Raw genomic sequence first — 23,462 nt, forward strand, 5'->3', positions numbered from 1 at the left:
TTCAATTTTTATAAGGAATTAGCTATGAATAACAATGAGTTAAATAGTCATATTCATGTAGTAACATCTAAAATCAATGACAATAAACTTGAGAATAACATCTATGACACAGCTCTAAAAGATACCCAAGATGTCGCCATAACCCAACTAAATCCTAGATCCTTTGAAGCAGGGACCACTACGAATGTGGTTTGCTTTCTAGCCGACGGTTTACCTGCAGAACCAAGTTCTCTTCGTGTATTAAGCGGTACTTTCACGTCACTCGATACTGGTCAAGTCTATCCAACAGAAGGCGTTCTGATTAGTGACCCTGAAGAGTATAGTCAGTTTGATGTTCTATCGTCCCCATTACCTCTAGGAGATTATACTATTTCGATCCTTCTAGGACCAACTGGTAAGGGAAAAACAAAATACCGTCTTACATCGACTAACTTTGTGTCAGTAACACCCGAAATTCCCATTCGTATTTCTACAATAACGCCCAATACAGTCACTCAAACCTCCTTAAAAGAGACAAATTTTCTCATTAACGGGCTTAATTTGGATAAAATCCAAACATCCATAGGGTTTTATCTAACTAATCCAGCCTATAAATTTCAATTTGTTGGTCCGTTAACAGCAAAATCTTCACGTGTTCGCTATGCAAGTGCTTTAACACCTGAGCCCGGTACATATCGTGTGCTTGCGCGGAATAGGGACGGGAATATTGTCTATTCAATCAGCAATATGACAATTACTGAGTAACGATAGCTCTTTTAAGGACGGCCTCACTAGAGGTAGCCCAACCTGAGTAAAACAATCATAAATATTATGAAGATAAGGAAGAGGGTCATAAATCCAATTAAGTAGAGTTCTATATCTTCAGCAAATGATTGTATTTCAGGGAATATAATTTTCTCAGGTAGTTCGTATATCTTGAGATACTATCATTGCTATTCAGACGTACATTTTGTGTTTTACACCTTTTTCCATTAGTAAATCTATGGACTTTAAAAATAATCTTAGCATACATTTTCTATATTAGGAAAATCCCGTGGCGCTTAATATGTTTCAAAGTGAACAGCCTGGGACCGTGCTTAGGGATGTGAGTTACAGCCCGATCAATTCTACGAGGAGTATTTTTGGAACTATGGCGCGAGGGGTGGATCAATATACTAAGATAGGGTACTTCCATGAGGAACTAGAATAGGAATGTATTAAATCGCATAATTTATATTATGGGAAATTATGGATTTGCATATTCTTATATATATTACAATAAGCTAGTTCCAACTATTAAGTATATTGCACCTTACGGCAACACAGTTTACGATCTCTTTATACAGCTTATGGAGATCGTAACATGGATGCTTATTTACTTTTTATAATTGCTGCACTGTTGCTAAGCGCGAATATCTTACTCGCCCTGATAATCTATTTATTTCTACGTAAAGAAAATAGATACGACTCGCCGACCTTTGAAGAAATGCGATTAAACACGCATCTAACGGAACGCATGATGAATATGACCAAAGAGCAATTGGCAGTAATAGCCGAGACACTTGAGACCTTGCAAAGCTCTAATGAGAAATTCGAACCATAAAAGATGCTCACGAACCATGTGAGATACTTACCCTGGTAAAATCTGACGTCTTAGAACCACAGTCACCCGTTATTTCGCAACCCAAAATTACTTCTCTCTCTAACCATATATTTTATGATTTGGGATATATAGCTTCTAAGCCGGCATAGATAAGCTCAATAAAGTCGACTTGATCCGGCGAGATCTTTTTGGCGATGTCCATGAGATGCTCGTTATCTTCCTTGCCGTCAAATACTTTATGATAGACAATATTCGGATCTTTATAGCCTTTGTCTTGACGAAAGCTATTCAAAACATTCTTACAGACGTAAAGTTTGAACAAGTCATCAAGTGTCATTTCAACGCTATACATAGTTTGAAAAAATGCGGCTGCATCAAATCCCATGGAGACAAGTGTTCTACGCGCAAGTTCTTCAACAGCAAGCAAAGGGGCTTGGTCATCCCCTTTAAAGTCACTCCAGGCCTTCATAAGGTAGTCAGAGACTTCTTCTGAATTACCATGTTTTTCAAGTAAGTCACTGAGCGCAAAATGAAAAATGTCAACAAGTTCCAATTGAACCTGCTCTAGGTCCATCGTGCCTGACTTCCACCATTTATAGTGAATATGGTCCATCATTTCAGCGGCTTCAATCCAGATAGCTCGATACCATTCATTCCCATTTTGTCGCCAGCTTTTGCTGATTTTACTATTAATTTGATCTTGCAGATCAGCCATGGTCTTAAATTGTTCAACTGCGCTCATCGTAATAACCCTACCCTTATTAAACATTATAGTTTCTGTATAAATCATTCTCAAAAAAAGAAGAAATCATTCTTTTATAAATTTGAATATTATGGGGATGTAAATGAGTTTCATACACACTATGACATTCACAGCGGCAATCTCATTTCCTCTGAATCCAACTGGTTTAGGGGCGCAGATATAAGTAATTTTTCTTTATTTCTATGGAACTATATTGATTTAGCAAAGTATTGCCAAGCAATGACCCAGACATCTCACTACCATTGATGGTAATCGGTACATCGTAATAAGTCATCTGGCCCACTTTTATGACTTTGGCACGTGTTCTAGCAAATTTGACGCGTCCGTTTGCTGTATCTGCATAACGATCATAAACAAGTGAATTCAAGTTAATTCCGATAGCCTCAGCATCTTGAGGGCTTAGAACGATATTAGAAGCCCCTGTATCAACCATCATTCTCAGGGGTTGCCCATTAATTGATAATTTAACCCAAAAGTGACCATCTATGGATCTTTGTATCACCAATGTGCCATCCTCTCGGGATACCCCAGATGGATCAACGGCACTCATAAATCTTCCAGAGAAATCAGATTGATAGACATAAAACATACTGAGACCTCCGATAATAAGGATCCATATGCCCAAACTTTTCATAACCCTAAACAAACTTGACCGTGACCAATAGACAGCGACCCCTCCAAAAATGGCTGCTACAAGAATGCCGCGCCATAAATATGAATCGTATAAATTGGTTTCAGGAAACACGAGCGCTAATCCCCCGATTAAGAGCGAGAGTGCGATCAAAAAAACAAGAAGCCGTCCCAAATTGCCTCCTTGCGCACGAGACTCATGATCCTGCCTAAAGCCATCTGTTTTTCTGGAATAATGTAAATCTTGAGGCTTAAGTCCCTCACGCATATCATCCCAATCAGCAGAATTCTGCGGATTATCCTCTTGTGGATCCCATGGGCTTTTTTGCGTCATTTACATTCCTTATGGTTAACAGTCTAATGTAAAAAAGAACGAAGGCAAATAGTCTAATGACTATATGGTAATTTTAAGGCCGTCAAAAGCAGGAAATATGCCTTTAGGCAAAGTTTTCATAAGAGATTGATAGTCCATATCACCTGTCATGTGTGTGAGAAAAGCTTGCTCAGGACCAACACGATCTATCCATTCTAGTGTTTGCGAGAGATGACTATGGGTAGGATGTGGGTCTGGCCGCAGTGCATCAACAACCCATGTTTTAACGCCTTCTAAAGCTTCAAAAGAAGATTCGGGCAGCGCATTTAGGTCTGTGGAATAGGCGAAGTCACCTATGCGAAAGCCAAGACTCTTAATTCGTCCATGAATTTGCTCAAAAGCTAATATCGTTATATCTTTGATTTTAAACTGTTTATTACAAGTAATACCTCGTGATTCGCATATCGCAGGATAGCCTCCCTTCCCTTCAAAGGCATAAGAGAACCGATCCGTGATAATGTCTTTAGTCACGTCATTCATATAGACAGGAATGGTGGATTTTTTTGCGTAGGCATAGCCTCGCACATCGTCAAGGCCGTGAGTATGGTCCGCATGATCATGTGTCAGTAATACGGCTGTCAAGTGTTGAAGGCCCGCTGTTAAGGCCTGTTGATGAAAATCGGGTGTTGTGTCAATAACGATGGACGTATCACCCTTTTGAATGAGTATACTTGCCCGCATACGTCTATTGTAGGGTTCCTTTGGATCGCATAGACCCCAATCTTCTGGCAAAGCAGGAACGCCTCTAGATGTACCGCAGCCTAAGATAGTCACAGTGGTTGGATCGCTCATCCGGTGGCCTCAGTCCAGCTAGCAGGCGCTTTCACCTTGCGAAACAAGGTAAAATAATTACTTGAAGTAATCTCCATAAAGTCTTGATAATCAATACCTTTTAAGTCTGCGAGGAATTTTGCTGTATCCGCAGCAAAGGCAGGTTCACACTTTTTACCTCGGTGCGGTATTGGCGCTAGGAAAGGAGCATCAGTCTCTACAAGCAATCGATCAAGCGGGATCGTTTTAACAACCTCTCGTAATTCTCCTGCATTTTTAAAGGTGACAATGCCAGAAATAGAGATAGACATCCCGAGATCAAGCGCCGCATCTGCAAGGGACTGTGTCGCAGTAAAACAGTGAATAAGACCAGGTACCGCCCCCCCTGCTTTACTCTCCTCTTGCAGAATTGAAATACAGTCCGCATCCGCATCTCGTGTGTGGATAATAATTGGCAATCCTGTTTGTTGACTGGCCCTGATATGCGTTCGGAAATTGTCCTGCTGCATTTCACGAGGGGCATTGTCATAAAAATAATCCAGTCCCGTTTCGCCAATGCCCACAATTTTCGGATGCTTAGAAAGTTCTAGTAATGTTTCGAGCTTAATATCGGGTTCTTCTTCTGCCTGATGGGGATGAATTCCGACAGTGCCAAAAATATGATCATGGCTTTCCACCAAGTGAATAATCTCAGGATATTCCTTAATCTTAGTATTAATAGCCATCAAGCAGCCAATGCCAGCTTCTTTTGCATTTGCTAAAACTTCTTCTAATCGCTCACTCAGGCCGCCGTAATTTAAATGACAATGACTGTCGACTAGATAACCATATTTTTGCTTTGACATAGTAACTCTCTTGACCCTCTAAATTACTCTTCAGCAGGCAATTCAAAGCGAGGATAAACACCTTCAGGTTTGGGAATAGCTGTACCAGCTTGCATCCGGCCTTTTACACCCAGTTGATCAAAACCACGCTCTGAGACGGACATTTGGTCCAACATTTTAGCACAACTATCTGGCATGATCGGCTGCATAAGGATTGAAAGCTGACGGACTGCCTCAACACAAATATAAAGAACTGTTTCCATACGCTGAGGATCTGCTTTCTTTAATTTCCAAGGCTCTTGGGTAGAAATATACCCATCTGCTGCGGTCACTTGTTTCCACAACGCATCAAAAGCCTTATGAAAGGCCTGATTGTCCATATGTTCTGTCATTTCAGCCAGAACAGAATCAAGGCCTTCAAGAAATGCTTTATCTTCATCAGTAAACTCGCCTGGCTGCGGTACTTTTCCGTCACAATTCTTATGAACCATGGAAAGGCTGCGCTGGGCAAAATTACCAATACCATTGGCAAGAGCCGCGTTAGACCTGTTTACAAAACTTTGACGAGAGAAATCCCCATCATTTCCAAAAGGTACCTCATGTAGGAGAAAATAACGCACTGCATCCAGAGAATAACTGTCAATTAACTCAAAAGGATCAATGACATTTCCTAAAGATTTAGAGATCTTTTGACCTTCATTAGTCCACCAACCATGTGCAAAGACACGTTTAGGCAAAGGCAAATCAGCAGCCATAAGAAAAGCTGGCCAATAGACTGCATGAAACCGAAGAATATCTTTGCCAACCATATGAACGTCAGCCGGCCAAAAGGCTTTATAATCCTCATTCTCCATATCTGGATAGCCGATGGCCGTTAGATAATTAGTCAATGCATCAATCCAGACATACATAATATGTTTGTCGTTTCCAGGAACAGGAACGCCCCAACTGAAGGTTGTGCGTGAGATTGAGAGATCTTCTAGACCGCCTTTAACAAAGCTTTTTACTTCATTGAGACGTGATTTGGGCTGCACAGCACCTTCGCTTGTCTCGTACCACTCAATCAATTGATCTTCAAAAGCTGAGAGTTTGAAAAAATAACTTGGCTCTTCAACCCATTCTACAGGGGCGCCTGTGGGGGCTAGTTTTTCACTGCCCTCCCCCTCTATAAGCTCTTTTTCTGCATAAAATGCTTCGTCTCGCACACTGTACCAGCCAGCATAGCTGTCCGCATAGATGAAACCCTTTTCCTCAAGAGTTTTCCATAGATGCTGTACTGCTTTTTTATGACGGTCTTCGGTTGTACGGATAAATTGGTCGTTTGAGAAATTCATTGCCGAAGCAAGCTCATTAAAACGCGAAGAAACATTATCACAAAATTCTTGCGGAGGGATCTCTGCTGCGAGAGCAGATTTTTCTACTTTTTGGCCATGTTCATCTGTGCCTGTTAAAAACATCACATTATAGCCGCTTAATCGTTTAAATCGGGCTAAAACGTCGCAAGCAAGTGTTGTGTAGGCATGGCCAATGTGAGGAACATCGTTCACATAATAAATTGGCGTGGTAATATAGAAATTCTTCTGGTCTGACATTTGTTGTTCCCACTCACAGGTTAACGGGAAACAAGAGCCGCCATTTGTGAGAAAATATTCAAAATTACTTGTTTACGGTCAAGATTCACACGACTGGCTCGACCGATTAATTCGATTGTCTTTTCCCACAGGTCTAACTGCTGATCAAGTGTTGATTTACTTGATATGTCATGAAAAATAGCGATTTCATTAGATGAAACCGGTGTCACCTCTTCACCTGTCGCCATATAGCGGAGCAATCGCTGCCGGATGAAATATAAAAGATCCACAAAAAGATGATAGTCTGCGTCTGCTTTCACGCTTGCCAACTTTTCGGCAAATTTATGCAGTGCTGGTACATCTATACGAGGAAACTGGCCAAGAATATTCATAATGTCTTGATAGAGCGAGAGAGCATTCGATGCGGCATAACTACAGGCTTGTCCTGGTGCACCTTCGCTGAGAACAGAGAGCGCGTTCATCTCCTCAACACTTAAACTCGGATATTTGCCTGCAAGGACGGCCTTAACACTCTCGATGGGTAAAGGCTGTAACTTAAGAGCACGGCAACGACTGCGTATGGTAGGTAACAGCTTACCCGGAGAATGAGAGACAAGGAATAAAATCGTCTTAACAGGAGGTTCTTCTAGAAGCTTCAAAAGAGCATTAGCAGCAGAAACATTTAATTCATCAACAGAATCAATAATAGCAATTCTCCAACCCCCTTCGCTACTAGTCTGTGTTGATTGATTAATCAGAGCACGGATATCATCGATAACGATTTCCTTGCGCATCTTTCCGGTGTCTTTATTGGGACTTCTCATGATTTCATTTATATCTGAATGTGTACCTGCTAGGATACGAGTAACCGTATCATGATCAGCATCAACAGAAAGAGTTGAAAGCACCACAGGAGGAAGGGCATCCCCGAAAAGACTATCGCCCCCCACCTTCTGCTGTCCGTGTACCATTAAGAATTTTGCTGCTCTCCAAGCAAAGCTAGATTTACCAACGCCTTTAGGCCCTGTTACGAGCCAAGCATGATGAAGACGGTCTTCATTAAATGCATCCAGAAATAGTCTTTCTGCCTCTTCATGTCCATTTAAGGACATTGTTCGACGCGGATGAAGTATGTCTTCTGGCGAATCTGTCACGGCAATAGGGTCTCCACTTTTGACCAAATAACTTGCTGAATCTGATCAATTGACTGCGTTGCGTCAAGTGCCGTGCATCGGCTCTCTGCTTCAGCAATTTGTAGGTAGCCTTGACGGAGGTTCTCATGGAACTGACTACCTTTACGTTCAAATCGATCTTCACCGCTCGCTGTATCCGCTTCTCTTTTACCGGCACGGGCTAATCCAACAGCGGGTGGTAAATCAAAGACCAATGTTAAATCAGGCGCAAAGTTACCGAGAACTTCCTGTTGAATACGTCTAACTTTTTCTAAGCCCAATCCCCCTGCTATTCCTTGATACACTGCAGAGCTGTCATAAAAACGATCAGAGATAACCCACACACCTTTCTCAAGTGCTGGAAGAATTAAGTTTTGAACATGCTCATAACGACCCGCAGTTATGATCAAGAGTTCAGCCATGGCTGACCAATCATCAAGGTCACCTTTTACGACCAAGTCTCTCAACTTTTCTGCTGAAGGCGTACCGCCGGGCTCCCTCGTGACGAGAATCTGTACCCCATGATTTTCAAGCTTTTGCTGAAGAAGCTTAATCTGAGTGGTTTTCCCAGCCCCTTCTCCGCCTTCAAATGTGATGAATTTCCCTTTGTTCATTGGTTTTATTTTTCTGCACCAGCAGAGCCAAAGACAAGGTAAGAAAGAGCGGCGCCGATTTTACCAAATCCGCCAACACCCTCAATGGCTGATCCTGCTTTTAGGTCATAAACGCGATCTTGTGCATTGGGAACAGATACGGTCAATTTCCCAATAGCTTGACCGTTTGCTATCGGAGCAGCAACTGGCTGGGTAAACTCAACAGTTACTTTCATTTGCGCCCGTTGACTTCGGGAAAGTGTGAGAGTTATATCCTGATCGACGACGAGAGGTACAACCAATTCTTTACCAAGCCAAACTTCAGCACTATCAACCTTTTCTCCTTTTTTAAACAAAGGATAAGATTTAAACTGTCTAAAACCAATTTGCATCATACGCTGGCTTTCACTGCCCCGTACAGCAACTGATGGGAGTTTACCCATCACAAGCAGCAAACGTCGATTGTCGCGCACAGCAGAGGCCACAATACCAAACTCACTGACTTCTGGGTCTCCGCCTGTTTTCATGCCGTCAGCACCTGGAAATGGGTAGCGACTGTATAACGGATTTCGTGAGCGTGTATTGCTGGTGAAATTTTTATATAGAAATTTTCGTTCTGAAAAGAGAGGGTAATATTCTGGGAAGTCTCTGATTATACGTGCTGCTAAAAGACTCATATCTCTGGCTGATGTATATTGATTTTCATTTGGCCAGCCATTTGAATTGGTAAAATTAGTATTCTTCATTCCGAGCTTAATAGCCATTGCATTCATTTCTTGGACAAAGATCTCATGGGAGCTTGAAATATGTTCCGCTAAAACAACGCAAGCATCATTGCCAGATAGAATGACAATGCCTTTGAGCAACTGCTCGATGGTTACTTTATCTTTATGATTAAGGAACATGGTCGATCCTTTGCCCCGCCAATTCCGCCAGGCATTCGCTGAAACAACAACCTCATCATCCATTCTGAGATTACCAATCTTCAGTTCATTAAAGGCAATATAAATGGTCATTAACTTTGTTAACGACGCCGGACTAAACTGCATGTCAGCATCTTTTTCGAATAAAAGACTGTCAGAACTTAAATCCACCATAATGGCTGTTTCTGCTTGTGTACGAATTCCGGCACTCTGTGCAATAGCCGATATCGAAATAAAGGATGCTAGAAGAAGGATGCTGATTAGCTTTTTCATTATATTGCCCATGTTTAATTTTCTATGTGTGACTTGATAGCGTTATTTAACCACTTCAGACAAGACTTTTGCATCAAAAAATCCACGATTCACGATTTTTCTTAAAACTCTGTCTGCTGTTTCTCTTTCTCTAAAAGGCCCTATTCTCACACGGAAAATCTCCCGGCCTGAGATATAGACTTTACTAATAAAAGCCCTGAGACCAATATTCTTTGCCTTTTCAATATCTTGCGTTGCATTGTTCTGATCACTGTAAGCACCGACTTGAATATAATGCGCAGTATCCCCTACATACATTTTTAAATCTTGCTGACCGCGACGACCTAGCTTTGATGCTTTTTGTTGATTTTCGGGAACTCGACCGTATTGATCAACAGCTTGAACCCTGACTTTCGTGACCCCTTTTTCTGCAAAGCCCAGTATTTGTGCTGCACGCCTCGATAAATCAATTAACCTATTGCCAACATACGGTCCTCTGTCGTTCACCCTTAAGACGATAGAACGATTATTATCAAGGTTCGTGACTTTAACAAAGCTTGGCAGGGCGAGTGTTTTATGGGCTGCGGTCAGCGCATTCATATTGAATGTCTCACCATTTGCTGTTTTTTTCCCGTGAAACTGAGGGCCGTACCAAGAAGCGAGCCCTACTTCATCATAGGCTGGCTCATCTTTAGGATAATACCATTCACCTGCAATTCTGTAGGGATTACCGACTTTTTTATGCCCACCCTGTGGGCCAAGAGGAACTTGATTATCATTAGGCATCGGCGCCGTATCAGGCTTCGAAGATATAATAGGTCTTGGTCCCGAGCATGCTGCCAAAAACAAAAGTATGATCAGTAAAAAGAGACGATTCATTTATTTTATCTTGTCTGCCAAAAGTCCAACACCCAATGCATATTTAAACGACGGATTATACCGCATAATAGAGCAGAAATTTTGGTATACAAGATACCCTTGGCCATCGCCTTCATCCCCAGCAATATAAGCTGCCATGATGTCCACCTCTGGTAAATCCTGCCCATTTAAGCGTCGAAAACCTAGTTCATTCCATTCACTTAATTTACGCCATGCACCCATACTTTTAAAAGAACGGCAAACTTTGGCAGGAGTAAGGCCATCAGCCTGTATTCCGATATAATCTGTCTCTTTTCGCTCTGAAGGAGCCATTACTGGGCGTCCCCATGTATAAGCCGCAGTGATTTTGTGATGTTTTAGATATTTTGCAATAGAGGCAAAAACATCTGCTTTATTGGTCCAAATATCTTTCTTTCCATCCCCGTCCCAATCTTGAGCATGGGCTAAATATGCAGCAGGCATAAATTGAGGTTGTCCCATGGCTCCTGCCCAACTTCCTTTCATATTTTCTAAGTCAGCAAAGCCTTTATCAACAATTGTTAACACATCTAATAATTCACGGCGAAATCTTTTTGCGCGGCGGGGATCATAAGCCAGGGTGGCCAAAGCATCAAAAACTGAATAACTCAGTGGCACCGTACCATAATTTGTTTCTATTCCCCAGATTGCCGCAATAAAACGAGGTTGAACACCATAAGCAGCACCAATCTCTTTGAGCAAACTGCCGTGCTGTTGCATCATTTCTTTGCCTTTTCGAGTGCGCCACTCACTCACCCGAAGTTTCAAGTACCGAGCATAGGTTTGTTTTACTTCCGGCTGATTCCGATCTCGTTTTATGACCCGCTTTAAATATCGAATATCCTGAAAAGCCTGATCAATAGTTTCTTGAGTAATCCCTTTTTGTCGTGCTTCTTCTTTGACGCCTTCAATAAATTTCAAGAAGTCATCTGAGGGATCCTCTGGGACAATTTGAGCTGCCGCAGATAGGGAAAGAAAAAAGCCAAGAATGATAAGTAATATGCGCACAATAGATCCTCACTGTTTATTGATGCTACTATGCAGAAAGGGGCGCCGAGTTTCAAGAATTCTATGGGGAAAAATAAACTATTTTGTAAAGAAAAAGGACCTGGTTCAAAAAACCAAGTCCTTATTTATTGGTGAGCCCAACAGGGTTCGAACCTGTGGCCTACTGATTAAAAGTCAGTTGCTCTACCAGCTGAGCTATGGGCCCCAATATGAGGTGAGTGGTTAATGGTGAGCCCAACAGGGTTCGAACCTGTGGCCTACTGATTAAAAGTCAGTTGCTCTACCAGCTGAGCTATGGGCCCACATTAACCAATGCGTCGTCACTCTTCAGCGACGCGCGGAACATAGGGGCATCCCCCTAATTGGTCAAGTAAAAGATTACAGAAAATTAAAAAATAACGAAATCTTTTATGAACAACCGCTTCTGACATAATTTATTTCATAATTTAAACCAGAAAACACTAAACATTCCTGTCTATTTCCTCACAAAGGATCAATATCGCCTCTCGCATAGTCAGCGCGAAATTGCTCAGCATGCTCTTTAAGTCGTTTTTGTCCAATTGCTTCTCTCAATCCAGTCATTAAATCTTGATAAAAGGCAAGATTATGCCAGGTAAGTAAAATTGACCCCAACATTTCACCGGCTCGAATTAAATGATGAATATAAGCCCGGCTATATTTTGTGCAGGCAGGACAGCCACATTTTTCCTCAATAGGTCTTGGATCCTCTTTATGGCGAGCATTTTTCATATTTATCGCACCGCCCCAGGTAAAGGCTTGTCCTGTACGGCCAGAACGGGTGGGCATCACACAATCAAACATGTCAATGCCCCGCTCAACTGCGCCGACAATATCATCCGGCTTCCCCACACCCATAAGATAACGGGGGGCCTCTGTCGGCATCTTAGGCATGGTAAAGTCCAAAACCTTAAACATCATCTCTTGCCCTTCACCCACAGCCAAGCCTCCGACGGCATACCCATCAAAACCTATTTCAGAGAGGGCTTTGATGGATGTCTCCCTTAGATCCTCGTATACACTTCCTTGGACAATGCCAAATAAAGCAGCGATTGATGCATGGTCTTTGCCCTCATCAAAGCCATCCCGGGACCGTTGAGCCCATCTCATAGATAATTCCATCGAGTCTTTCGCTTGATCGTATGTCGCTGGATAAGGGGTACATTCATCAAAAGCCATAATAATATCTGACCCCAATAGCCTTTGAATTTCCATCGAGCGTTCCGGCGACATCATATGCTTAGATCCATCAATATGAGACTTAAACTCAACACCTTCTTCTGACATTTTCCGCAAATCTGAGAGACTCATAACTTGAAAGCCACCAGAATCAGTAAGAATTGGTTTCTGCCAATTCATGAATTTATGAAGTCCGCCAAGCGCATAAACTCGCTCTGCTGTTGGTCTCAACATTAGGTGATACGTATTCCCTAAAATTATGTCAGCCCCTAATTCTTCTACATTTTCGGGCAACATACCTTTAACCGTTCCCGCTGTCCCAACAGGCATAAAGGCTGGCGTTCTGATAGAGCCCCTTTTCATTTCAATTTCGCCTGTTCGAGCGGCTCCATCAGTTTCAGAAATTGAAAAGGAGAAGCGCTCTCGCGTTGGGTTAGGGTCTTGATAATTATCGTCTGTCATTTCTTACTCTCCAATGCCATTACCCAGTGCTCTGAATAAAAGCGAACTGTCTCCGTAGGAATAAAATCGATACTGTTGATCTATAGCCTGTTGATAGGCTTCTTGCATCAGCTCAAGTCCACAAAAGGCACTGACCAACATGAATAATGTCGATTTTGGTAAATGGAAATTTGTCATCAATACATCTATGCATTTAAATTTATATCCTGGACTGATGAATATTTCTGTATCAGCTTTAAATGGATGTGTGACCCCGTCTTCGTCTGTCGCGCTTTCAAGCACGCGAAGGGATGTCGTTCCAACAGCGATAACCTTCTTTCCGTTCTTCTTGGTCTCATTTATCAGGGCCGCGACCTCTGGGGTGACTTCTCCATACTCACTGTGCATTTTATGATGCGTTGTATCTTCGACTTTAACAGGTAAAAAGGTCCCTGCTCCTACATGCAGAGTGACTGCGGCTGTTTTCACCCCTTTTTCGGTCAGAGCCGTCATCATATCCTCTGTAAAGTGAAGGCCTGCTGTCGGGGCAGCTACAGCCCCGTCCTTTTCAGCGAAGAGTGTTTGGTAATCTTCCTTATCTCTTTCATCCACAGCCCGTTGAGCCGCAATATAGGGCGGCAAGGGCATCACACCACTTACTTCAAGAGCTTCAGTCATTTTGTCTTCTTGCACATGAAAAGTGACTAGTCGCTCTCCTGCCTCTCCTAAAGCCATAACTTCACCCGTCAGGGTCCCAAAGGTAAGATGATCGCCGAGCCTGGCTTTCTTCGCAGGTTTTGCGAAGACCCACCATGAATTTTCAGATTCTCGCTTGTGCAATGTAATTTCCATCTTAGCCTCACCGCGCTTGCCGTGAAGTCGTGCAGGAATTACCCGTGTATCATTAAAAACAAGTAAATCACCAGTTTCTATATGTTCCGCAAGGTTTCCTACGCGATCCGTTGTTAAACGTTCTGAGGCCTCAGGTTTAATGATAAGCTGCTTTGCATGATCACGCGGAGAAACAGGCCTTAAGGCAATCGCACTATTGGGCAACTCAAAATCAAATAATTGAATATCCATGAACCAAACTCTTTTTTTTACTTGCGGCGCTTTTAACTGATCGGTTTGGATTAGACAAGAAAAAGGGGCTTTTAAAGCCCCTCTTCTTAATCAAAATTCTTTATACGTCCGCAGCAACGCGGGCAGAAGCAATTTTACCAGGATAACGTGGGGGCTCTCCCTTGGGAAGGTCATCCACTAAATCCATGCCTTCTGTCACGCGACCCCAAACTGTATATTGATTATCAAGATAACTAGCATCAGCGAGACAAATGAAGAACTGACTGTCAGCGCTATCTGGATCCATTGCTCGAGCCATAGAACAAACACCGCGCGCATGAGGCTCTGCACTAAATTCTTGTTTAAGCTTTGTTCCTGATCCACTCATCCCAGTCCCTGTGGGATCTCCACCCTGTGCCATAAAACCATCAATCACGCGGTGAAATATGACACCGTCATAAAATCCTTCGCGGGCTAATTCCTTAATACGTGCTACATGATTGGGTGCAAGATCAGCCAGTAATTCAATAGTTACACGGCCTTCAGACTTTCCAGTCTCTAGATCTAGATATAAAATATTCTCTAGGTCGCTCATTGGTCTTCCTTATTCTTCTATTCATTCAACGATATTTATAACTCTTACAACTTTGGCATTCTCTACTTATACAAGTAACTCACTGCTTCATCACTCCACAAGCTGTGACAATGAATTTCTTCCTTAAAAATCTTCTTTGCGAGATCCGTGCCGTTTTTGATAAGGTTAGCAAGAAATTCCTTACTTAAAATCTTTCGACAAGCTCTCCCAGTCCTTCAGGTCACTGGCTACACTTACAGAGACCATTTTTCCTGGAACAATTGGGGGTTCTCCTTTTGGAATCATATCAACCGTCTGCATTCCAGCAATCACACGGCCCCACACTGTATATTTCATATCAAGATCTGCACGTCGTGTGAAAGTGATAAAAAATTGACTGTCGGCAGTATCTTCCGCCTCACCTCGCGCCATACCTGCCGTACCGCGTAGATAAGGTGTTCGTGTAAATTCTGGTTTGATATTCTGACCACTCCCGCCAGTCCCAGTGCCTGTTGGATCACCTGTTTGTGCCATGAAACCTGGAATAACACGGTGGAAAACATGGCCATCATAGAAAGATTGCCGTGCCAATTCTTTCACGCGTTTAACATGATTAGGCGCAATATCAGGACGCATTAAAATCGCAACCCGTCCAGTGACTTTCGACCCGTCTTGTTGAGGGGTTTCCACAGTAATAACCAAAATATTTGCTGCATCAAGAAAAGATATATCTCTTGCCACGACACATGTATTACATACAATTATTGATAGCAATACTATTACTATTTTATACATAATTTCAATCTCTTATTTTGAATTATTAATGCGTTGATTGACTTCTTCACAGATGGTTTCAGGAACGAACTGGGCAATGTCGCCCCCATATTTTGCGACTTCTTTAACAAGTTTTGAAGCGATCGTCTGAAACTTAGGATCGGCCATTAAAAAGACCGTTTCAATTTCAGGATCCAATTGATAATTCATCCCAGTCATTTGGAATTCATATTCAAAGTCTGCAACAGCTCTTAATCCACGGATGATGACTGTAGCTTCAACGCGTCTAGCAAATTTAACAAGCAGTTCATCAAATTTTACAACACTCAATTCAACCCCTGCTTCTGCAGCGAGAGGGCCACATTCTCTTGTCACCATGTCAACGCGTTCTTCAAGGCTAAACATGGGATTTTTACTAGGGTTCGTCGCAACACCGATGACAAGTTTATCGACCAATCTTAAGCCACGCTTTATAATATCAAGGTGCCCATTTGTTATTGGATCAAATGTTCCTGGATATAATCCTATTCGGTCTATACTCATGATCGCCCCATTTAATTTATTTAGAAGTGATGTTTTTATTGTACATTATTGATTACATAAAGCATAAAATTGAAATATAAAACATTTTTCAGTGAGTCTCCATGATTGATCCCGTTCTCTATAGTTTTTTTATTCTGGCATCAGCAGCGCTTGTCGCGTCCCCAGGACCAACCGTATCGCTGATTGTAGCAGAAACCCTTAAAAATGGAAAAGTCTATGGCTTTGCTACAATAACGGGGGCTTTCTTTGCGGGCAGCTTCTATTTTCTCTTATATTATTTTGGAGCAGCAGTCTTTCTTGAAGGGATGAACCCAGTTTATTTTGATCTCATGCGTTATGGGGGCATCGTCATGTTGGTCTGGATGGCATGGAAGATGTTCAAAGCATCTGGAACGTTAGAAGACACTAAGGGAATTAGAGCCGATAAATCACCTTTTTCTGCGGCACTTAGAGGATTTTTCATTTGCATCTCAAGTCCAAAATCAGTGATTTTTTTTGCTGCCTTTTTCCCCCAATTTATCAACAAAGGTCTGCCCTTTCAGCCGCAAATTCTCCTGATGGGGATCGGTTTCTTAATAGTAGGTGTGTTGAGCGACCTTCTTTGGATTTTCATTTCTTTAAAGGCAAAAGACTGGATTTATCGCAAAGGAGGGCATGGTCTAATTAATAAAATTTCTGGCTCTGTGCTCAGCCTCGGTGCCGTTGCCTTACTTTTCATAAATTAAAGTCTATTCAACAAAAAAGGCACCTGCTTGATGCAGATGCCTTTCTTCTTTTATTTATATTGCCTTACTCTTGAGAGGCCTCAGGTGTGTCTGTTTCTTCATTTTCTGAGGAAGGAGCATTCTCAGCACCCCCCTCCTCTAATGATGGTGCTTCAGATCCTTCAACCTCGTCCACGTCGTCTTCTTCACTTTCCTGAAGTTTTGCAACTGAGACGATGCTTTCATCCTCGCCGACCTTAAAGATCGTCACGCCTTTTGTCGGTCTGCCTGCAATTCGAACGTCATGAACAGGCGTACGGATCAACTTACCCTGATCCGTAACCATCATAATTTGTTCGTCAGCTGTGATTGGGAAGGCAGCAATGATATCACCAATTTGCGATCTTATTTCATCTTTACTCGGTGTATTCCAGACGCCTTGCCCGCCGCGAGACGTGATTCGATATTCATGCGTTGACGTTCGTTTGCCAAAACCTTTATCGGTAACGGTCAACAAGAACATTTCTTTCTCAGCGAGATCTGCCATCCGCTCATCATCTAAGGTTTGTTCCCCGGGTTCAGATTTCCAAGGTGCTGCTTTCAGATATTGATCTCTTTCTTCGGTTGATGCATCTGTTCCGTGAATAACACACATAGAGACAACTTTATCATCTACACCCAAGCGCATACCACGCACCCCCGTAGAGGTACGCCCTGCAAACAAACGAACCGCTGTTGAATTAAAGCGAATAGCACGGCCTTTTGCTGCAGCAAGAATGATATCATCCTCTTCAGTACACACAGCAACATTCACCAGACTGTCATCCTCTGATGAGAATTTGATCGCAATTTTACCATTAGACATCACATTCGAGAAATCTGACAATCTATTACGACGCACATTCCCCATAGCTGTAGAGAACATGACGTCATATTCGCCCCATGTGCTCTCATCTTCAGGAAGCGGAAGAATTGTTGCTATGCCTTCATCATTCTCTAAAGGAAGCAGGTTAATAACAGGTTTTCCTTTAGAAATAGGTGTACCAAGAGGCAATTTCCATACTTTGGTTTTATAGACTTTACCTTTATTGGAAAAGAATAATACGGGCGTATGGGTATGAGCGACAAAGACATTCGTCAGAAAATCATCATCTTTAGTTTGCATGCCGCTGCGGCCTTTACCACCGCGTCGCTGAGCACGATAAGTAGATAAAGGAACACGTTTAATGTAGCCTGTATTTGTCACAGTGACGACCATGTCTTCTTGTGCGATTAAATCTTCGTCGTCAAAGGCACCAGCCGCATTTAGATCAATCTCTGTCCGGCGTTCATTTGCGAATTCTTCACGAACAGCCGCCAGTTCTGTAGTCAAAACTTCGTATAATTTCTCACGTGAACCTAGAATTTCTAAAAACCCTCGGATGGCTGCAGCCAGAACTTCTAGCTCGTCACTGATATCGTCACGACCAAGCGCAGTCAGGCGGTGCAAGCGAAGATCAAGAATCGCTTTAACCTGAAGTTCAGACAACATATAGAAGTCACCATCACAATTGTCAGCTTCGGCAATCAGCTCAAGATAGGGAAGAATTTCTTTCGCATCCCATTTCTTGTTCAAAAGAGCTTCACGCGCCGCTGCAGGAGAATTCGCATTCCGAATGGTAGCGACGACTTCATCAATATTTGCAACGGCCGTAACCAAACCAACCATTAAGTGAGCACGATCACGGGCCTTACCCAATTCGAATTTAGTCCGTCGTGTAATTACTTCTTCGCGGAATTCAATGAAAGCCTCTAATACTTGTTTTAGAGTTAACTGTTGAGGTTTACCGCCCGTAAGTGCCAACATGTTAACACCAAAAGAGGTCTGCAACTGGGTGAAACGATAAAGCTGATTTAGAATTACATCTGGTACACCATCTCTTTTTACTTCAATCACGACACGTACACCGTCCCGATCGGATTCGTCTCTGATTTCAGCGATGCCTTCAACACGTTTATCCCTCACGCATTCAGCAATTTTTTCAATTAAATTTGATTTGTTAACCTGGAATGGAATTTCTGTAATGATAATTGCTTCGCGGTCCTTGCGAATCTCTTCAATATGAACGCGAGAGCGAATGACCACACTGCCTTTCCCTGTCTCAAAGGCTTGGCGAATACCGCCGCCCCCAAGAATAATACCACCCGTTGGAAAATCAGGGCCTTTGACATATTCCATTAAGCCCATCGTATCAATTTCAGGATTGTCGATCACAGCAAAGACAGCGTCGATGACTTCTCCTAAGTTATGCGGAGGAATATTCGTTGCCATTCCAACAGCAATACCAGAGGCGCCGTTAACCAATAAATTCGGAAAACGAGACGGCAAAACCACAGGTTCGTGCTCGCTGTCATCATAGTTTGGCCGGAAAGCAACCGTGTCTTTGTCGATATCCGCGAGGATCATCGATGAAATTTTATCCATCCGCGCTTCTGTGTACCGCATCGCAGCTGCACTATCACCGTCCATTGATCCAAAGTTACCCTGTCCATCAATGAGAGGTGCGCGCATAGAGAAATCCTGAGCCATACGAACCAAGGCATCATAGATAGCACTATCACCGTGGGGGTGATATTTACCCATTACATCCCCGACAATACGTGCCGATTTTTTATAAGCGCGATTCCACTCATAATGATTTTCATGCATCGAATAGAGGATTCGTCGATGAACAGGCTTCAAGCCATCTCTCACATCTGGTAAGGCCCTTGATACAATCACACTCATTGCATAATCAAGGTAAGAGGTCTTCATCTCTTCTTCGATTGTTATTGGTAAAACATCACTATTTGATGGTGGAAGAGGTGTATTATCACTCACGTGGAATATCCCTTATAATTATTATTGTGTACAAGATCTTGCTATGCCTATAGCAATTCCTGTCCCCCTTATTTTCATTTATTGAGATAATGGGAACTGAAGATTTCAGTTGCTAATCCATGACCCAATGCCCTTAGTCCTTATGTTTAGCAATTGTGCTGTACAAGTGCAACAAACAAGCGTCAAAAAAGCAGGAAAAATGATTTTTTTTTCCGATGAAATTGACTATTTTTAAAAAAGGTTGAAAAAGTACTGGACAAGACCCTGATGTGTCATTAAAAACCGCTCTCGCAACAACCAAAACATCCGATGGGCGGATGGCAGAGCGGTTGAATGCACTGGTCTTGAAAACCAGCAAGGGTGCAAGCCCTTCGAGGGTTCGAATCCCTCTCCGCCCGCCATTTAAAAAACCTCCTCTATTTTGAGGAGGTTTTTTTGTAATTTCAGAACTACTATTTTCTATAAACTGTGTTTTAAGGCTTGATGCCAACCGGCCATCTGACGCTCTATTTTTGCCTGATTCAACTCCGGCCTGATGAGAGCTTTTTGCTTCCAAAGATCCTTGATCTCAGAAACCTCTGAAAAGACACCAGCCCCTAGCCCTGCTAAAAATGCCGCCCCCAAAGCTGTTGTCTCTACGGTTGATGGCAGCTGAACTGTCGCCTGAGTAAAACTAGCCAATTGTTCAACGAACCAACGATTGTGAGCCATTCCCCCATCAACCTTCATCGATGAAATAGGCAGACCCATGTCTTTCTTGATAGCCTCAAGTAGATCACAGGTTTGATACACAATAGACTCTAGTCCAGCTCTGACCAGATGAGCTCGAGTATGGGATCGCTCAAGCCCAGTGATTGTTCCCCTCGCCTCTGCATTCCAATGCGGTGCTCCTAAGCCAGTAAAAGCAGAGACAAAGTAAACACCCTCAGAAGAAGAAACTGATCGTGCTAATGCTTCACTTTCAGCTGAAGAATCTATGATGCCAAGCATATCACGAAACCACTGAATCACAGTTCCCGCATTAAATATACTCCCCTCAAGAGCATAGGTTCGTCTCCCCCCGTGTTGCAGTGCGATGGTTGTAAGCAATCTATTTTGGCTTTTTACGACCTTGTCTTCTGTGGGGGCTAAGATAAAACATCCTGTCCCATAGGTTGCTTTCACTTGCCCCAGCTGGTAGCAGGCCTGGCCAATCGCTGCCGATTGCTGATCCCCAATGAGGGCTGTTATAGGGACACCGGAAAACGGCAGGCCCTGAGCTATAGAGCCAAAATCACCCGTATTATCTACGATCTCTGGCATAATATCTAGCGGCACCTGAAAGAGATCCAACAAGTCTGGGGCCCATGTATCATCGCGCAGACCAAGAAGACTTGTTCGACTGGCATTCGTTGCATCAGTAATATGAGCAGCACCTGCGGTTAACTTGAACGTTAAAAAGCTTTCAACTGTGCCAAATGCCAGATTAGGTCTATTTCTTAGATCACAGTAATCCAACAACCACTTTATTTTACTTGCTGAAAAATATGGATCGGCCAGAAGGCCCGTCTTTTCAAAGATAAAATCTTCTTCCCTAGCATTTTTAAGAGACTGTGTGAAATCAGCTGTCCTGCGATCTTGCCAGACGATAGCATTCGCAACAGGGTCTCCTGTCCGCTTATCCCAAAGAATGGTTGTCTCTCTCTGATTCGTAATGCCAAGAGCTAGAGGGCGCCCCCCCCAACAAATTCATTTTTGCTTCTAACTCTTGCAATACCTCTATTGTTGTGTGCCATATTTCCTTAGCATCATGCTCCACCCAACCAGAGTGAGGGTAATATTGCTTAAAATCCACCTGTGAGACTGCGAGTAAAGCCCCCTCAGTATCAAAAGCCAAGGCTCTGGTACTTGATGTACCTTGATCAAGAGCAATGATAAAATCCATGATTTTTCCTCCAAGCAGTAGTCTGTCCATTCAAGAGCTCCCTGTCAACGCTCTTGCCTGTCCTATATGAATATGCTCAGATGATGTTAGGAGATGTGAATGGATACGACAGACAAGACTTATTGGCACAAGAAACTCGTCGATCAGAGAGCGTTACTTCTCAGTTTAGACGAAGACAGCAAAAATTCTCGTAATACTGTTGAACTTGACCAAACAAAGGTGGGGCGGTTATCACGAATGGATGCACTTCAAGAGCAAGCTATGAATTCTGCTGTTTCCACAAGAAGGAAGTTAGAACTTAATCGCATAGAAGCTGCCCTTAACAGGCTTCAAGACGACGAATTTGGTTTTTGCATTGAATGCGGAGAAGACATTCATCAGAAACGATTAGAACTAGACCCTTCCATCGCAATCTGTGTTCAATGTCGATGCTAACTATTTGTGAATGTCGTCCCAAACATCAAACTCGTGGTTAATGCTCCACTCAATAATAAAACGATAAATATCTTCTACCATTTTTTCATCAGCATCTAGGCTAGACGCTGTGGCTTTGCATTTGCTAACCACATCTTCAATGCGCCAATTATCCCGAACCACATTTCGATCTTGCTTAATACGGCCTGCTTGTTTGATATACTCAAGCCGCTCAGCAAGGAGGGGGACGATCAAGCGATCGACGCGATCAATTTCTTCGCGGACTTCAGCCATAGTTGTACAAGAACGAGCCATAAGTATCTTTCTGTCGTAGTTACCCCCGCCTCTTAGCGAGAATTTCAGGGGTGTTCAAGATAAACTTACCACAAAGTATTAGTTTTTAAGGTCCACCGCTGGCATTAACCTTTTAAGAGTGTCAGGCCTAATCCGCTCAAACAATAGTGCTTCAATCTTCTCTGTCCTTGTCATCAGGGGCATTAACATAAATAAAGTACGACGTTCTTTTGCGTATTTGACATCATAAATATTCGAGAGCAGAGCTTCTGCTGGTTTCAACTGTCCTGAAAGAGCATAAATATAAGCAAGAGATTCGCGCGCTTCTTTCATGCTAGCCGGATTATTCAATGCAGGCTGTAGGAGTGCCACAGCTGTCTCAAAAGACCCATCTAGAGCAAAACTATACGCCATCAATTTCGAAAATCTTTCAGGATTTGCTTTCTCAAGATCTGCTGCTCTTTCATAATACATTCTGGCTTTAAAGCCATTCCCTTTCAATTCTTGTAATATCCCTGCTAAAGAAATAACTCTCCCGCTTGAAAGTTCAGATATTGGCTCAATAAAAGTTAGCGCTTCATCGTAAGCCTGCATATCAAGGAAAAGCTTTGCCAATTCCTCTTTCAGTGCACTGCTTAAGGCAGAGTTCCCCAAATAGCCCTTCACTTGTGCGAATGCCTCATCCCGCTTATTATACCGAAGATAAATGCGAGCAATACCGATGTCTGGCCGAATTAGAGTACCGTCTGCCGCCTTGGCCTGGTTATACACATCAAGCGCCTCTGTATAATTCCCTGCGGTCTCTAAGGCATAAGCAATCCTAATCAGGCTTTCAGGGCTTTTTCTCGCCATTTCATTCAAGGCACGTGCAGCAACTGGACCTGCATCTTTTTCGGTTGTTTTTTGGAGGCTATCCTCTGAACAAGCAGACAAGAGAAGCCCCAAAAAAGCAAGCAAACTATATTTCATCGATTTTTTCAATTTTTAGCTCCAACACCTTGTAGACAAAGGAATAATTCAATAGTAGCAATTTTCCTAAGATTATGGTAGTATAAAAATGCTGAGAAAAGGGTCAGGGGTGATCCTTTAAAATTGGGATAAAATATATGGATATTCAATCTAGCACAGCTACGGCTAATGCACCGGTTGATGCTGCAGGTCGGTCAGGTTCTGAAGCCTCTGCAACAGCCCGTAAAGATGCTGATGATTCTGCAATTGAGCGGAAAGAAGCGGAAGCTTCTGATACTTCATCTGGTGTCGGTGAGCGTGTAGACGTACAAGCCTAACTTAGGTTTTTCAAAAAAAAGATCTTAAGC

At 42.7% G+C, this 23,462-nt stretch carries 25 protein-coding genes and 3 tRNA genes; 6 read left to right on the plus strand and 22 right to left on the minus strand.

Translation table 11 applies throughout. The features are described 5' to 3' along the window. The first annotated feature begins 24 nt into the window (after positions 1 to 24). Complete coding sequence (locus QGN29_RS11875) at positions 25 to 744, plus strand: hypothetical protein (RefSeq protein ID WP_310798085.1); 720 nt, start codon at positions 25 to 27, stop codon at positions 742 to 744. A gap of 598 nt (positions 745 to 1,342) precedes the next feature. Then, complete coding sequence (locus tag QGN29_RS11880; protein ID WP_310798086.1) at positions 1,343 to 1,582, plus strand: hypothetical protein; 240 nt, start codon at positions 1,343 to 1,345, stop codon at positions 1,580 to 1,582. Positions 1,583 to 1,694: 112 nt separating this feature from the next. Here the strand turns inward: QGN29_RS11880 and QGN29_RS11885 are convergent, their stop codons facing one another. From QGN29_RS11885 to coaD, 17 genes are all read right to left on the minus strand, one after another. Continuing rightward, on the minus strand, positions 1,695 to 2,324 hold the full coding sequence (locus tag QGN29_RS11885; protein ID WP_310798087.1) for a dUTP diphosphatase: 630 nt from the start codon (positions 2,322 to 2,324) through the stop codon (positions 1,695 to 1,697). Between the two features lie 166 nt (positions 2,325 to 2,490). Next, entirely contained in the window at positions 2,491 to 3,309 is an 819-nt protein-coding gene (locus QGN29_RS11890; protein WP_310798088.1) for a retropepsin-like aspartic protease family protein, read from the minus strand. Between the two features lie 60 nt (positions 3,310 to 3,369). After that, complete coding sequence (locus QGN29_RS11895; protein WP_310798089.1) at positions 3,370 to 4,140, minus strand: MBL fold metallo-hydrolase; 771 nt, start codon at positions 4,138 to 4,140, stop codon at positions 3,370 to 3,372. Next, on the minus strand, positions 4,137 to 4,964 hold the full coding sequence (locus QGN29_RS11900; RefSeq protein WP_310798090.1) for a TatD family hydrolase: 828 nt from the start codon (positions 4,962 to 4,964) through the stop codon (positions 4,137 to 4,139). The genes QGN29_RS11895 and QGN29_RS11900 overlap by 4 nt, the downstream gene beginning before the upstream one ends. A 23-nt stretch (positions 4,965 to 4,987) precedes the next feature. After that, entirely contained in the window at positions 4,988 to 6,535 is a 1,548-nt protein-coding gene (gene metG / locus QGN29_RS11905) for a methionine--tRNA ligase (protein ID WP_310798091.1), read from the minus strand. A 20-nt stretch (positions 6,536 to 6,555) separates the two neighbouring features. Continuing rightward, the gene (locus QGN29_RS11910; protein WP_310798092.1) at positions 6,556 to 7,668 is read right to left on the minus strand and encodes a DNA polymerase III subunit delta'; all 1,113 of its coding nucleotides are present in this window, start codon (positions 7,666 to 7,668) and stop codon (positions 6,556 to 6,558) included. Beyond that, the gene (tmk, locus tag QGN29_RS11915) at positions 7,665 to 8,300 is read right to left on the minus strand and encodes a dTMP kinase (RefSeq protein ID WP_310798093.1); all 636 of its coding nucleotides are present in this window, start codon (positions 8,298 to 8,300) and stop codon (positions 7,665 to 7,667) included. Before tmk ends, QGN29_RS11910 begins: the two co-directional genes overlap by 4 nt. A 5-nt stretch (positions 8,301 to 8,305) precedes the next feature. Next, positions 8,306 to 9,475 (minus strand): D-alanyl-D-alanine carboxypeptidase family protein, encoded by a 1,170-nt coding sequence (locus tag QGN29_RS11920; RefSeq protein WP_310798094.1) that lies wholly within the window; start codon positions 9,473 to 9,475, stop codon positions 8,306 to 8,308. A 42-nt stretch (positions 9,476 to 9,517) separates the two neighbouring features. Next, entirely contained in the window at positions 9,518 to 10,333 is an 816-nt protein-coding gene (locus QGN29_RS11925; protein ID WP_310798095.1) for a septal ring lytic transglycosylase RlpA family protein, read from the minus strand. Next, the gene (locus tag QGN29_RS11930; RefSeq protein ID WP_310798096.1) at positions 10,334 to 11,359 is read right to left on the minus strand and encodes a lytic murein transglycosylase; all 1,026 of its coding nucleotides are present in this window, start codon (positions 11,357 to 11,359) and stop codon (positions 10,334 to 10,336) included. It abuts the gene before it with no gap. 129 nt (positions 11,360 to 11,488) lie between these two features. Next, positions 11,489 to 11,564 (minus strand) — tRNA-Lys (locus tag QGN29_RS11935). 21 nt (positions 11,565 to 11,585) lie between these two features. Continuing rightward, a tRNA-Lys gene (locus QGN29_RS11940) sits at positions 11,586 to 11,661 on the minus strand. 181 nt (positions 11,662 to 11,842) lie between these two features. Next, the gene (gene tgt / locus QGN29_RS11945; protein WP_310798097.1) at positions 11,843 to 13,018 is read right to left on the minus strand and encodes a tRNA guanosine(34) transglycosylase Tgt; all 1,176 of its coding nucleotides are present in this window, start codon (positions 13,016 to 13,018) and stop codon (positions 11,843 to 11,845) included. A gap of 3 nt (positions 13,019 to 13,021) precedes the next feature. Then, positions 13,022 to 14,080, minus strand: a complete 1,059-nt coding sequence (gene queA / locus QGN29_RS11950; RefSeq protein WP_310798098.1) for a tRNA preQ1(34) S-adenosylmethionine ribosyltransferase-isomerase QueA — start codon at positions 14,078 to 14,080, stop codon at positions 13,022 to 13,024. Positions 14,081 to 14,180: 100 nt separating this feature from the next. Further along, entirely contained in the window at positions 14,181 to 14,654 is a 474-nt protein-coding gene (locus QGN29_RS11955; RefSeq protein WP_310798099.1) for a peptidylprolyl isomerase, read from the minus strand. A 180-nt stretch (positions 14,655 to 14,834) separates the two neighbouring features. Beyond that, a complete protein-coding gene (locus tag QGN29_RS11960) occupies positions 14,835 to 15,428 on the minus strand; it encodes a peptidylprolyl isomerase (RefSeq protein WP_310798100.1) in 594 nt (197 codons plus the stop codon). Positions 15,429 to 15,440: 12 nt separating this feature from the next. Continuing rightward, positions 15,441 to 15,950 carry a pantetheine-phosphate adenylyltransferase gene (gene coaD, locus QGN29_RS11965; protein ID WP_310798101.1) on the minus strand — a complete coding sequence of 170 codons (510 nt, stop codon included), beginning with the start codon at positions 15,948 to 15,950 and terminating at the stop codon, positions 15,441 to 15,443. Between the two features lie 101 nt (positions 15,951 to 16,051). Between coaD and QGN29_RS11970 the strand changes: the two genes are divergently transcribed. Continuing rightward, entirely contained in the window at positions 16,052 to 16,675 is a 624-nt protein-coding gene (locus QGN29_RS11970; protein ID WP_310798102.1) for a LysE family translocator, read from the plus strand. 64 nt (positions 16,676 to 16,739) lie between these two features. Here QGN29_RS11970 and gyrA read toward each other — a convergent pair whose 3' ends face one another. Then, complete coding sequence (gene gyrA / locus QGN29_RS11975) at positions 16,740 to 19,514, minus strand: DNA gyrase subunit A (protein WP_310798103.1); 2,775 nt, start codon at positions 19,512 to 19,514, stop codon at positions 16,740 to 16,742. 311 nt (positions 19,515 to 19,825) lie between these two features. On the opposite strand from gyrA, the gene QGN29_RS11980 reads away from it, so the two are divergent. Then, positions 19,826 to 19,915 (plus strand) — tRNA-Ser (locus tag QGN29_RS11980). A 58-nt stretch (positions 19,916 to 19,973) separates the two neighbouring features. On the opposite strand, the gene QGN29_RS11985 is transcribed toward QGN29_RS11980, so the two are convergent. Together QGN29_RS11985 and QGN29_RS11990 are read right to left on the minus strand one after the other, a co-directional pair. Then, on the minus strand, positions 19,974 to 21,242 hold the full coding sequence (locus QGN29_RS11985) for an FGGY family carbohydrate kinase (protein WP_310800033.1): 1,269 nt from the start codon (positions 21,240 to 21,242) through the stop codon (positions 19,974 to 19,976). Next, complete coding sequence (locus QGN29_RS11990; RefSeq protein ID WP_310798104.1) at positions 21,172 to 21,468, minus strand: FGGY family carbohydrate kinase; 297 nt, start codon at positions 21,466 to 21,468, stop codon at positions 21,172 to 21,174. Before QGN29_RS11990 ends, QGN29_RS11985 begins: the two co-directional genes overlap by 71 nt. A 69-nt stretch (positions 21,469 to 21,537) precedes the next feature. Here QGN29_RS11990 and QGN29_RS11995 point away from each other — a divergent pair, with 69 nt between their 5' ends. Further along, positions 21,538 to 21,873: a TraR/DksA family transcriptional regulator gene (locus tag QGN29_RS11995; protein WP_310798105.1), complete on the plus strand. Its 336-nt coding sequence runs from the start codon at positions 21,538 to 21,540 to the stop codon at positions 21,871 to 21,873. Here QGN29_RS11995 and QGN29_RS12000 read toward each other — a convergent pair whose 3' ends face one another. Both QGN29_RS12000 and QGN29_RS12005 read right to left on the minus strand, forming a co-directional pair. After that, positions 21,874 to 22,167, minus strand: coding sequence for a chorismate mutase (locus tag QGN29_RS12000; protein WP_310798106.1), 294 nt, complete (start codon positions 22,165 to 22,167; stop codon positions 21,874 to 21,876). 78 nt (positions 22,168 to 22,245) lie between these two features. Beyond that, positions 22,246 to 23,127, minus strand: coding sequence for a tetratricopeptide repeat protein (locus tag QGN29_RS12005; protein WP_310798107.1), 882 nt, complete (start codon positions 23,125 to 23,127; stop codon positions 22,246 to 22,248). 125 nt (positions 23,128 to 23,252) lie between these two features. Between QGN29_RS12005 and QGN29_RS12010 the strand changes: the two genes are divergently transcribed. Next, complete coding sequence (locus tag QGN29_RS12010) at positions 23,253 to 23,432, plus strand: hypothetical protein (protein WP_310798108.1); 180 nt, start codon at positions 23,253 to 23,255, stop codon at positions 23,430 to 23,432. Positions 23,433 to 23,462: the final 30 nt, after the last annotated feature.

It is taken from the genome of Temperatibacter marinus (genome assembly GCF_031598375.1).
Lineage (GTDB): Bacteria > Pseudomonadota > Alphaproteobacteria > Sphingomonadales > Kordiimonadaceae > Temperatibacter > Temperatibacter marinus.

What these genes read in the sequence shown, in the direction of transcription:
- QGN29_RS11925 (WP_310798095.1), bottom strand. Translation starts at nt 10,333, where the DNA reads ATGAATCGTCTCTTTTTACTGATCATACTTTTGTTTTTGGCAGCATGC.
- tmk (WP_310798093.1), bottom strand. Translation starts at nt 8,300, where the DNA reads ATGAACAAAGGGAAATTCATCACATTTGAAGGCGGAGAAGGGGCTGGG.
- QGN29_RS11970 (WP_310798102.1), top strand. Translation starts at nt 16,052, where the DNA reads ATGATTGATCCCGTTCTCTATAGTTTTTTTATTCTGGCATCAGCAGCG.
- QGN29_RS11995 (WP_310798105.1), top strand. Translation starts at nt 21,538, where the DNA reads ATGGATACGACAGACAAGACTTATTGGCACAAGAAACTCGTCGATCAG.
- QGN29_RS11890 (WP_310798088.1), bottom strand. Translation starts at nt 3,309, where the DNA reads ATGACGCAAAAAAGCCCATGGGATCCACAAGAGGATAATCCGCAGAAT.
- metG (WP_310798091.1), bottom strand. Translation starts at nt 6,535, where the DNA reads ATGTCAGACCAGAAGAATTTCTATATTACCACGCCAATTTATTATGTG.
- QGN29_RS11880 (WP_310798086.1), top strand. Translation starts at nt 1,343, where the DNA reads ATGGATGCTTATTTACTTTTTATAATTGCTGCACTGTTGCTAAGCGCG.
- QGN29_RS11960 (WP_310798100.1), bottom strand. Translation starts at nt 15,428, where the DNA reads ATGTATAAAATAGTAATAGTATTGCTATCAATAATTGTATGTAATACA.
- QGN29_RS11920 (WP_310798094.1), bottom strand. Translation starts at nt 9,475, where the DNA reads ATGAAAAAGCTAATCAGCATCCTTCTTCTAGCATCCTTTATTTCGATA.
- QGN29_RS11900 (WP_310798090.1), bottom strand. Translation starts at nt 4,964, where the DNA reads ATGTCAAAGCAAAAATATGGTTATCTAGTCGACAGTCATTGTCATTTA.
- QGN29_RS12010 (WP_310798108.1), top strand. Translation starts at nt 23,253, where the DNA reads ATGGATATTCAATCTAGCACAGCTACGGCTAATGCACCGGTTGATGCT.
- QGN29_RS11885 (WP_310798087.1), bottom strand. Translation starts at nt 2,324, where the DNA reads ATGAGCGCAGTTGAACAATTTAAGACCATGGCTGATCTGCAAGATCAA.
- QGN29_RS11875 (WP_310798085.1), top strand. Translation starts at nt 25, where the DNA reads ATGAATAACAATGAGTTAAATAGTCATATTCATGTAGTAACATCTAAA.
- coaD (WP_310798101.1), bottom strand. Translation starts at nt 15,950, where the DNA reads ATGAGTATAGACCGAATAGGATTATATCCAGGAACATTTGATCCAATA.
- QGN29_RS11955 (WP_310798099.1), bottom strand. Translation starts at nt 14,654, where the DNA reads ATGAGCGACCTAGAGAATATTTTATATCTAGATCTAGAGACTGGAAAG.
- tgt (WP_310798097.1), bottom strand. Translation starts at nt 13,018, where the DNA reads ATGACAGACGATAATTATCAAGACCCTAACCCAACGCGAGAGCGCTTC.
- QGN29_RS12000 (WP_310798106.1), bottom strand. Translation starts at nt 22,167, where the DNA reads ATGGCTCGTTCTTGTACAACTATGGCTGAAGTCCGCGAAGAAATTGAT.
- QGN29_RS11990 (WP_310798104.1), bottom strand. Translation starts at nt 21,468, where the DNA reads ATGGACAGACTACTGCTTGGAGGAAAAATCATGGATTTTATCATTGCT.
- QGN29_RS11895 (WP_310798089.1), bottom strand. Translation starts at nt 4,140, where the DNA reads ATGAGCGATCCAACCACTGTGACTATCTTAGGCTGCGGTACATCTAGA.
- queA (WP_310798098.1), bottom strand. Translation starts at nt 14,080, where the DNA reads ATGGATATTCAATTATTTGATTTTGAGTTGCCCAATAGTGCGATTGCC.